This window comes from Kitasatospora sp. NPDC057692, assembly GCF_042799475.1.
GTDB lineage: Bacteria > Actinomycetota > Actinomycetes > Streptomycetales > Streptomycetaceae > Kitasatospora.
This window is the reverse complement of record NZ_JBHVIV010000005.1, coordinates 191,854-200,723: the sequence shown is the minus strand read 5'-3', so window position 1 is coordinate 200,723 and position 8,870 is coordinate 191,854. Positions and strand designations below refer to the sequence as shown.

Genomic DNA, 8,870 nt, shown 5'->3' with positions numbered 1-8,870 from the left:
GCGAGGCATCGCCACACGCTATGACAAGACCCCGGAGAGCTACCTCGCCGGCCTCCACCTTCGTGGCGCGATGATCTGGATCAAGGACCTCACCAAAGCCGCTTGATCACGACCAAATGCGCGCCCTAACCGCTGAGCAGTGCGAGGAACTGAGGAAGCTTGCCGACGGCGCAGCCACGGGATGCTCAGATGCGCGAGTGGCCGCAGCGCTGGAAGCCGGCATCCCGGATGACGGCAGAGTGATTCAGTACCTGAGTGGGGGACCCGAGCTGCTCGCCGCCTACCGCGACGAGACACTGTTCAGCCCGGTTGAGAATGCCCTGATCACTGCGGCTCTGGACGCCCGACGCCTCGGTCATGCTCAGCCCATTTCCGCAGAGCTCCTGGCCGCGGCGGCCGACGGCTACCTCAGCGCGCGTCAGCGCCCGAGCGACCCGGACTGGGCCACAACGGCGCTCGCCGATATCACCCGCGGATACCGCGGCGGCGACCCGCACAACCGGTCCGACATCTTCCACACCCTCACTGCGCTGACCAGCCATGTCAGCCGATCCGGGAGCCCACAGGCCTACGCGCCTGCCGACTATCTCGATCAGCAGACGCGTCAGTGCAGAGAAGATCAGCTCGGCCCGGCGAGCCTCTGGGATTCCCTGGTCGCCCATGCCTCCGACCCCGACGACCTGAACAGTCTCGCGGGGGCAGCCGAAAAGCGGGGCCTGTTCAAGGTGTCCGTGGCCCTCCACCGGAAGGCCTTCCTCATCGGACACCCATGGCCGGCGAATTTCGTTCGGGTGGTCAGCCGGCACAACCTCGACCCATCACAACGCGCCGCTTTGTGGATCGCCGGTCAGATGGAGCTGAATTCGGGATCCCCAGTCGCCGACGTGCTCGTCGAGCTTCAACGCGCCGAATCGCATGAGGCAGTACGAGAGCTGCTGAGCCGCCGACCGGAAGCCGCGGTGGACATCAGCGAGCCAGGAGGCGTCACAAGCCTCCTGCAGGTGTTGCGATCCATCGGGGACAAGGAGGCGGTACGGGCACTGCTGGACCGCAAACCAGCGGATCACGCGCGTATGGATACGTTCGTTGTTGCCCGTCTGCTAGAGGAGCTTTACGAACTGGGGGAAGGAGCGGCAACTCAGGAGCTCGCTGCCAGAGCTGCCTCAGAAGGTGACCTCTTCGATCCCTTCGCTTCTATGGCTCTGCTGGCTGCACTCCGCAAGATCGGGGCGGGCACCGCCCTGCTCACGCTGCTGAGTCGAAACCCTGCAGCCGAGGCTGACCCAACCAACATCTTCATCCTGCACCTACTGGAAGAACTCCACATACTCGGTGACAACGACGCTCTCCGTGCCCTGGCTGAACGTGCCCGACTTCGCTACCCGTTCGGCATCGCTGACGTGCTCCGGGAGCTCTACAGACTGGTAGACGAGCCGTGGCCGCAGAAGATGGCCGTTGAGGTTGCGGCCGGAATCGATCTGGCAGACGCCTCAGGCGTCTCCAGCGTGCTGGACGTCCTGCTGGATGCCGGGGACGAGGCGGCAGCGACTGTCCTACTGGATCGGGAACCGGCCGCCCACATTGGTCTGAGAGAACCGGGCGGCGTCACAGGCATGTTGACCCTGCTCCATTGCAGCGGACACGACAAGACTGTGAGGGTCTTGCTTGCTCGCGAACCCGCACTGCACGTTGCGCTGACGGATCCACACGGTGTTGCAGAACTTCTGCGGGCCCTGAGAAGGCTTCGGGACCTCGACGCTGTACAACAACTCCTGGCCCGCCGGCCCGCCGCCCACGTGGAGCTTGCGAACCCGGGTGGGCTCGCCGCCCTCGTGCGTTCCCTGCGCTCAACCGGGGACCGCGAGGCGGCCCGCTCCCTCGCGACCAGGGCCGCCACCCACGCGAGCGTGTCGGATTACGCCGGCGGCGAGGCTTTGACATTGGCGATGTCCCAGGTGGGAGCAACCGAGGAAGCGCGGACGTATGCCAGGAGGTTGCAAGATGCCGGTGCAGCTCGGCGCGAGGATTTCGGCCAGTACGGGCGGGAGACGGACGGACGGGCAGCTCAGCCGTGGACCTGGGACGACCTTCATAACCAGATGAATCCTCAGTAGACCCGGCCATCCTGCGGGAGCATCAGAGGTCCTGGCAAAGTCGCTGGACGTGCCTGCGAGTGATCAGGCAGGTGGCGAGGCCGAGGAAGCCTTCGTGGATGTCATCGCGCCGTTCCCAGCGGATACGAAGGCGGCGGCAGCCGTGGAGCCAAGCGATGGTGCGCTCCACGACCCAGCGGTGGACGCCGAGTCCTGATCCGTGGGGCACTCCGCGGCGGGCGATCACCGGCTTGATCCCCCGCTTCCACACCAGGCTGGACCTGTGGGCGGCGCTGTGGTGCACATCGTAGGCGCTCCTCGGCGTCAGGCCGCGCGGTGGTAGCTGCTGCCGTCCTTGGCCCGGCTCAACCGGCCGCTCTCGACCAGGTGGCGGCGCAGCGCCGGGAAGTCGTCGTGCACCGTGCGGATGGCCTCGTTGACGTCGACCTCGCGGTAGTCGCGGCCGGGCTCGAAGAGCGTCGCGGCGAGGTGGTCGAGCAACGGGTCGCGGCGGGCGGCCTTGCGAGGGATGACCTCGAGGCGCCCGTCACGGAACAGGGAGGCCACCTTGGGCGGGAGGGCACTGGTCACGGGGTCTCCTGACATCGGCGTCGTCGCGGGGAGGTTCGCATGCCGCCGAGTGCCCGCTCAACTGAATTACGGTCAGAACGGCTGCTGACTGCGGGTGAAGAGCAGGGCGACCAGCGCCCCGTCGGCCGTGCGGCCCTCGCGGCAGAGGGCGTTTTCGGCGAAGGTCGGGAGAGCGGGCAGGCTGATGTTCGGGGTGATCTGGCGGGCCAGCCAGACGCGCTGGTGGCGGCCCGGTCCGGTCCGGTGCTCCATGGTGGCGGCGTCCCACAGCAGTCCGAGGTCGGCGCTGAGAGCCTGCCAGTGCGGTGCGGCCGCTACGAACTCGGCCTCGGCGATCTGCTCGGGCGGCCCAGCTGGACGAGCAGCAGGACCACGAACGCCTCCTCCGCCCCGACTGCGGCGTTGTCGATGATCTCGGCGCCGATGTGCACCGGGTGCGAGCCCGGCGGCAGGCCAGGCAAGGTGGCGTCACCGGCGTGGTGGTACTCCTCCGGCCGGTCCCAGGGGTCCTCGATGTACTCGTCGGCGAGCCGGCGCAGCAGCGTCTCCAGGTCCATGGCCACAGATCATGCCAGGACGGGGCCGCACCCTTTCGGCCGCAGGGATGTCAAGGAAACGTGAGGACAGGCCCCGATGGGTGGAGACCGCGCGTCAAGGGCGGCGCTGCCAGCCCCGAACGGGTTGCACTGGAGGCGGGCTCGGAGCTGAGCCCGCAGGGCACGGTAGCGGGAAGGACGATGCACGCCATGACCGGCTACCTGGTGATCTCGACGGACCCCGACGAACGTCGGGCGCGGCCCGTCGTGGACGAGACGGTGCTGCGCCGACTGCTGCGTGACACCGTGTTCGAGCGACGTCCGGCTGAGCCCTGCCAGCCGGGACGCCTGGTGGGCCACTGCCGTTACGCCCAGCATGACGAGGACTGAGCGGCCAGGCACCCACCCCAGGAGGACGCGAGATGACCGCCTTCGAGGAGCACCCCGTCCGCTACGGACCGGTGAGGACCGTTGGTGACGCCCAGGTGCTGCGGCTGTTTCGGCAGCGGGACGGGACCCGATGCGCCGTCGAGTTCAGCTCGGCCGCCGCGCCGCACGCGCCGCTCGGCCCCGAGCAGGAGGCGGCCGAGCTGACCGAGCGGGCGCTGCGCGAGATGACGGCGCCGCTGGGCATCGAACGGCTGCTGCCAGAGCCGAAGTTGGTGGCTGCGCCGACAACGGCTAGGTGTTCTGTCCCAGCCGCGCAAAACGCGTAGTCCTCGGCGTGTGACGGGTGCCCTGGCCAGGGTGTGTCGGTGACTGGCCGTCAGTCGAGTATGGAAAGGCCTCCAGGCCGCTTTTGCCCGTCAGCGAGAGAGCGTTTTTCGGCCTGCGGGGGCGGCCCTGGCGGTAGGAACAGGTGGACTCATGGGCTTTGGGCATGGCGGGGGAGCTTAGCGGTCATCAGTACGGACCTCTGACAACGCCTTCTGGCCCCTGAAGCCGCGTACGTCTGGCTCGGCGGAACGTTCAGGGTGTCGAGGGTTCAGGGCGCTGCCACCAGCGGCGCTTGGGAGCGGACATTGCTCACCGGCCCGTGCCCTGCGGCACCGTGGGCAGCGGTCCTCCGCCTCAGGCCTCGGACCGGATAATGGGTGGAGGTTCGATGTTGGTGATGACAGGGTGAGGCGCATGCCGTCTCCTGCCGTTGAACAGCTGCTCAGTGAGCTGCACGCCTCTCTGAAACTGCGCAAGCGTCCGGAGGACGTGGCCCAGCTCATCCAGGACCTGTACGCGGCGCAGGGAACTCGCCTCGACCCGGCCACCGAGGCAGCTCTCACCAAAGCCACCGAGCACTCACTGCGCAAGCTGTGGCACGGCTACACGTCCATGCTGGAGGGCTTCGCCCGGCCTGTCGGCGCACAGCGGCAGCTCACCCGCGCGGCAAGCCTGTTCACGAACGTGCCGGACCTCCAGGACGGCGCCGGGGATGATCCCGAGCAGATCGAGGCGGTGATTCGCCGCGCGGGGGAGGAGATCCGCCGCGCCTATGGGCACAACGACTTCGGCAGGGATCGGCTCGACCGGGCTGAGCGCGCCGAGGCCGGACTGGGCGAGCTGTCCAAGCGCCAGTACAACAAGCGCTTCCGGCTGTTGTGCCGGATGGAGGCCAAGCTGGCGCGGTTCATCCACGAGCAGCGCCGTCGCGAGGTCACCATCACCGGGAAGGGCGCATTCGCCCACAAACTGCCGTACGAGCTGTTCGCCGTGGACCCGGACACCGCAGCCTTCGTCGCGTACGTCACCGCACGGAGCTATATGCGGAGCATCTTCACCAACGGGAAGCAGAGGCAGGTGTACGACGAAGTCGCTGACGCCCTGTACAAGCGACTGCTGGCACAGCCGGATCAGACCCGTTGGTACGCGGTCGCGCATGTGCATCCGACGGCCGAAGTACTCGAGAGATTGTCCGACGAGGACCTCACTGAGCTGCTGGCACAGTGGACCCGTTTTCTACGGGAGGTGGCCGAGTTGCTGGAGGATGCCTGGGAGCGCTGCCCTCTGGAGCGCGACACCATGATCGTGCGCCGGGGCAACGACTCGTCGACGTGGAACCAGGCCGCGCAGGCGTGGAACACAGCGCGGGCGCACTGGTTGGCGCTGCTGACCGAGCTTGGTCGGGTGGAGGTCCTGGACCGGATCTGCCCCGGCAAGGTGCCCCGCCTGATGGCGGCCGATGTGGCGTACTGGCACCGCATGAGCGGTGGCGGGCTGCATCCGGACACCTATGTCTGGGCGGAGCTGCCGCTGCCCTGGGAAGTGCTGCGGGGTGAGAAGGAGTGCCCGCGTTCGCTGGTCGAGGCAGCCTGCGCCCGACATGGCGTGGACCCGGTGGCCGGCGCCTGGACCGCCCCCAGGCCGGCAGCCAAGGCCATCGCCTTCCGTCGGACGCCCGAGCTTGTGCATGGGGTTGCCGTCACCGATCCCCTTATGGCGAGCGCCCTCCGGTCGGCTGGGATCTTCTCGGGCAAAGGAAAGCGCGCCGCCGCGCAGGAGTGGCTGTAGTGCCGGTACGGCCGCCCGCGCCCACTGTTTTGCGTTGCGCGACAAACCAGTTGACCCACGCGTTGGCTCCCGCAATGATCAACTCGGCGACGAGGAAGCTCTGCGGAGGAGCGCCCGGCTCTGATCCCGGGTGGACGCAGGTTCGAATCCTGCCCTCGTCGCCCTCTTGATTCTCGCCGGAGCCGCTACGAATGTGGCGAGCTCATCGAGCACAAGGAACTGCCGGCCTGATGAACACTCCCGATCCGCTGACCGACGAAGACCTCGCCGATATCGAGGACCGCGCTGACGCCGCGACCCCAGGTCCCTGGCACGTGCGACAACTCGACGACGAATTCGCCATGAGCCTCGTGGCCGTCAGCACCGTCGCTGACACCGGTCTCGGGGAACGCTGGCCGGACTTCGATCACCACCACGTCGTGGCCGCCACGCTCGTACAGCAGCCTCGGTACGTCGACGTCGCAGACGAGCGGTGGGACGAGAACGCCAACTTCATCGCCAACGCCCGTCAAGACATCCCCCGTCTGATCAGCGAGATCCGACGTCTTCACCGTCTTCTCGAAGCCAAGAACCAGGTACCCGGTGATAGATGACGGCTGTACCGGCGCAGAGCGCTGCTCCGGATCGTTGGCTGGCCGGATGTCAGTGGCGGCCAGCAAGGCCGCAGTCTCTGCATTCCTCTGACCCAACGCCGCACCAGGCGCAGACAACGGGGAGTGCTTCGTACTCACGCGGGCAACGTACGGCGCGGTTTCCCAGGCCGGCGCGCCTGGTAGCGGTCCGGGCCGCTGAGTGCTGGGTCATTGGCGGGCTTCGTAGCGCCCGCCGGGCCTCGGCCAGCTGGGGTCGATGAAGTCGGGGCGGTCGATCCGGTGGAAGCAGCGCACCAGGAACTCGGTGAACGTCCCGGCGGTCTCGAACCACTCACCCTCGTCGCTGCTGATGATGATCCGCCACTCGGCGGGATCGTCCTCGACCGCGCGGAAGAAGTACCGGCTTCCGTGCTCGTCGCTTCCCCACAGCAGCAGAACGCCTGATCGGACGTCGGACTCGTCCACCTCCCAGCAGCCCTCGGCGATCTCGCCGTACCAGGCTGGACGCTCAGGCGAGGGTCCCCAATAGCGTTCCAGCTCTGCCGGTGTGGTGTCCATCGGCCGGTCGATCGTCAGGTAGCCGTCCACCGAGCCGGGGCCGTACAGATCGAGGAACGCCTTGAAGTCGGCCGGCAGCCGGAAACCGAGGTACCGCTCACCGGCATCCCAGATCGCGGGCCTGGCCCAACCCCAGCACGCGGGTTCCCCGAGCAACGTGTGTAGCTGGTCCAGCGCGGTTCGGCTCTCCGAGCGGGGGCGGAAGGTTGCTGCGGTCAGCATTGCCACAGGAACACGGCTTGTGCGCAGGGCTCGCAAGCGAAGGCGTAGGCCTTGCCGCGGCCGCCGAAGTTCATCGCTGTGGCGTGGTCCCGTCCTTCCTCGAGCTGGACGACGAGCCTCATTTGCCGTGCGCAGGTCGGGCAGGCAGGAGTCTCGTCGTTCTGTAGCCAGGCGGGCTGCCCGCCGAGTTGGCCGAGGACGTCCAGAGGAGTCCGGCCCGGCTGGCTAGCCGACTCGTTACAGGCCCGGTCGTACTCCGCTGCCGTCGACGGCCTCTCGTACCTGACGGCGCTCACCGAGCCGAGCAGCACCGGCTCCTGGTCGTCTTCCTCATCCAGCGCGGGCACCGGGATCGGCTGGAGCTCGGCTACGGGGAAGATCAGTGCTCGATTGCCGCCCGCCTGCGGATCCCACTCCTCGCACATGCCCGGATCGTTCTGGCACATGAACAGGGCGAGCAAGCCCCGTTCCTCGGCGTCGCCCTGGCCCGCGTGGAGGCCAAGGTCGTCCAGGAGTACCTGGGCCAGGAACTGCATCGGTCCGTCGCAGGTGCTGCACTGCGGCCAGGTAGTCCCGGCCGGGGCCAGCGGCACGCCGCCGGTGCGGGTGGTCGGTGCGTCGGGCTCCGTAGTGCCTGCGTACGTCATCAGGGTCGTCGTCACAGATGGCGACTGTACGACAGGCCACGGACACCCTCTCGCGCGAGAGTTCCGGCGTGACGGCATCTACGATTTGGCAACCAGCGAGCGTCGCAGGTCGACATACTGACGTCGGAGCGCTCGTCGCGGCACGGGATGGCTGCCGGGGCAGATGAGAGCCGCGCCCCGTGTGAGGCCGGCGCGCAGGATGAAAGCTCAGTGGGTCATACGATGAAGAATCAGGAACTCACAGTCGGCGGTCATCGCATCGCGATGGCCAGGGCCATCGAATGGACCGGCGCGTACTTCGACGAGAAGGCGAACACGGCAGCCGCCGCAGCGAAAGGCGGGAAGCCGTATGCGTACCCCGTGTACGACCGCATGGACACGGGAAGTGGCCCCAACCAGCTCAACGATGGGGATTTACTCGCCCCGTTGCTTCTGAACGTCAGGCCGACGATCAAAGCGGTGTCTAGTCTGCAGGTGGTGCGCCCCAGGCTCGAGGCGGTTCTCGCCAGCATCCCCCAGGGCGCAACCCTCCAGGCGGCCGTGGTGGATGGGAGCCACCGTGAACCGTTCCAGGCGCTGGGTGGGCTCCTGGATCGGGCTGGTGGTGTGCCAGGGGTCGGCGGAACCACCCTCATGAAGATCCTGCACCGCAAGCGACCGCTATTCATTCCGCTTTACGACACCCAGGTCTACGCCGCCTACTGTGGCACAACGGGCAACTATCCGCTCCACCTCGATGTCAAGCGAACCTGGGCGGAGTTCTTCACACTCTTGGCTGAATCCATGGCGAAAGACATCGACTCTCAGTCGGAACAGTGGATGACCCTCGCTTCGGTGGCCCCAGATGACGTTTCACTGCTGCGAATTCTCGACGTTTTGGCTTGGAATCTTGGTAAGCCTGAATGAGCGTGCTTCAGTAGCCGGTTGTGTCAGCACGGCGAGTCGGTAGAAGCTTCCCGGCACCGCCACCGCGCTCGCCGGTGAGCCGCAGTGAGGAAGCTCACTGCGGCTCACCGGCCTCTCACGCGCCTCTCACGGACTGGGTGTCATGAGGTGGGACCAGGCGTCATGGGAGGTGGACGAGATAGATCCAGAGCTGAACGAATCGGACAGGAAAACCACGAC

The 8,870-nt window shown here is 67.1% G+C and carries 12 protein-coding genes and 1 tRNA gene; 7 read left to right on the top strand and 6 right to left on the bottom strand.

The window, feature by feature from the left end; genetic code table 11:
- Positions 1–197 precede the first annotated feature (197 nt).
- Positions 198–2,114 carry a hypothetical protein gene (locus ACFVFS_RS05070; RefSeq protein ID WP_380620269.1) on the top strand — a complete coding sequence of 639 codons (1,917 nt, stop codon included), beginning with the start codon at positions 198–200 and terminating at the stop codon, positions 2,112–2,114.
- Between the two features lie 22 nt (positions 2,115–2,136).
- Here the strand turns inward: ACFVFS_RS05070 and ACFVFS_RS05065 are convergent, their stop codons facing one another.
- From ACFVFS_RS05065 to ACFVFS_RS05050, 4 genes are all read right to left on the bottom strand, one after another.
- A complete protein-coding gene (locus tag ACFVFS_RS05065; protein ID WP_380620266.1) occupies positions 2,137–2,283 on the bottom strand; it encodes a hypothetical protein in 147 nt (48 codons plus the stop codon).
- Between the two features lie 134 nt (positions 2,284–2,417).
- Positions 2,418–2,684, bottom strand: coding sequence for a DUF2087 domain-containing protein (locus ACFVFS_RS05060; protein WP_380620264.1), 267 nt, complete (start codon positions 2,682–2,684; stop codon positions 2,418–2,420).
- Between the two features lie 72 nt (positions 2,685–2,756).
- The gene (locus ACFVFS_RS05055; protein ID WP_380620261.1) at positions 2,757–2,936 is read right to left on the bottom strand and encodes a hypothetical protein; all 180 of its coding nucleotides are present in this window, start codon (positions 2,934–2,936) and stop codon (positions 2,757–2,759) included.
- Between the two features lie 62 nt (positions 2,937–2,998).
- The gene (locus tag ACFVFS_RS05050) at positions 2,999–3,241 is read right to left on the bottom strand and encodes a hypothetical protein (RefSeq protein ID WP_380620258.1); all 243 of its coding nucleotides are present in this window, start codon (positions 3,239–3,241) and stop codon (positions 2,999–3,001) included.
- 189 nt (positions 3,242–3,430) lie between these two features.
- On the opposite strand from ACFVFS_RS05050, the gene ACFVFS_RS05045 reads away from it, so the two are divergent.
- From ACFVFS_RS05045 to ACFVFS_RS05025, 5 genes are all read left to right on the top strand, one after another.
- Positions 3,431–3,610 carry a hypothetical protein gene (locus ACFVFS_RS05045; RefSeq protein ID WP_380620256.1) on the top strand — a complete coding sequence of 60 codons (180 nt, stop codon included), beginning with the start codon at positions 3,431–3,433 and terminating at the stop codon, positions 3,608–3,610.
- A 32-nt stretch (positions 3,611–3,642) separates the two neighbouring features.
- Positions 3,643–3,936: an SAV_915 family protein gene (locus tag ACFVFS_RS05040; RefSeq protein WP_380620254.1), complete on the top strand. Its 294-nt coding sequence runs from the start codon at positions 3,643–3,645 to the stop codon at positions 3,934–3,936.
- Positions 3,937–4,351: 415 nt separating this feature from the next.
- Entirely contained in the window at positions 4,352–5,725 is a 1,374-nt protein-coding gene (locus ACFVFS_RS05035) for a hypothetical protein (RefSeq protein ID WP_380620252.1), read from the top strand.
- A gap of 88 nt (positions 5,726–5,813) precedes the next feature.
- Positions 5,814–5,886 (top strand) — tRNA-Gln (locus ACFVFS_RS05030).
- Between the two features lie 69 nt (positions 5,887–5,955).
- The gene (locus tag ACFVFS_RS05025; protein ID WP_380620250.1) at positions 5,956–6,318 is read left to right on the top strand and encodes a hypothetical protein; all 363 of its coding nucleotides are present in this window, start codon (positions 5,956–5,958) and stop codon (positions 6,316–6,318) included.
- A gap of 207 nt (positions 6,319–6,525) precedes the next feature.
- On the opposite strand, the gene ACFVFS_RS05020 is transcribed toward ACFVFS_RS05025, so the two are convergent.
- Both ACFVFS_RS05020 and ACFVFS_RS05015 read right to left on the bottom strand, forming a co-directional pair.
- Positions 6,526–7,098, bottom strand: coding sequence for an SMI1/KNR4 family protein (locus tag ACFVFS_RS05020; protein ID WP_380620248.1), 573 nt, complete (start codon positions 7,096–7,098; stop codon positions 6,526–6,528).
- A complete protein-coding gene (locus tag ACFVFS_RS05015) occupies positions 7,092–7,760 on the bottom strand; it encodes a DUF1963 domain-containing protein (protein ID WP_380620245.1) in 669 nt (222 codons plus the stop codon). Before ACFVFS_RS05015 ends, ACFVFS_RS05020 begins: the two co-directional genes overlap by 7 nt.
- Before the next feature lie 207 nt (positions 7,761–7,967).
- Here ACFVFS_RS05015 and ACFVFS_RS05010 point away from each other — a divergent pair, with 207 nt between their 5' ends.
- A complete protein-coding gene (locus ACFVFS_RS05010) occupies positions 7,968–8,651 on the top strand; it encodes a DUF6308 family protein (protein WP_380620242.1) in 684 nt (227 codons plus the stop codon).
- The last annotated feature ends 219 nt before the right edge of the window (positions 8,652–8,870 follow it).

Bases quoted from the DNA above. Each gene is read 5' to 3' on its own strand.
- ACFVFS_RS05035 (WP_380620252.1), top strand. From the start codon at position 4,352: ATGCCGTCTCCTGCCGTTGAACAGCTGCTCAGTGAGCTGCACGCCTCT.
- ACFVFS_RS05050 (WP_380620258.1), bottom strand. From the start codon at position 3,241: ATGGACCTGGAGACGCTGCTGCGCCGGCTCGCCGACGAGTACATCGAG.
- ACFVFS_RS05045 (WP_380620256.1), top strand. From the start codon at position 3,431: ATGACCGGCTACCTGGTGATCTCGACGGACCCCGACGAACGTCGGGCG.
- ACFVFS_RS05020 (WP_380620248.1), bottom strand. From the start codon at position 7,098: ATGCTGACCGCAGCAACCTTCCGCCCCCGCTCGGAGAGCCGAACCGCG.
- ACFVFS_RS05055 (WP_380620261.1), bottom strand. From the start codon at position 2,936: ATGGAGCACCGGACCGGACCGGGCCGCCACCAGCGCGTCTGGCTGGCC.
- ACFVFS_RS05010 (WP_380620242.1), top strand. From the start codon at position 7,968: ATGAAGAATCAGGAACTCACAGTCGGCGGTCATCGCATCGCGATGGCC.
- ACFVFS_RS05025 (WP_380620250.1), top strand. From the start codon at position 5,956: ATGAACACTCCCGATCCGCTGACCGACGAAGACCTCGCCGATATCGAG.
- ACFVFS_RS05040 (WP_380620254.1), top strand. From the start codon at position 3,643: ATGACCGCCTTCGAGGAGCACCCCGTCCGCTACGGACCGGTGAGGACC.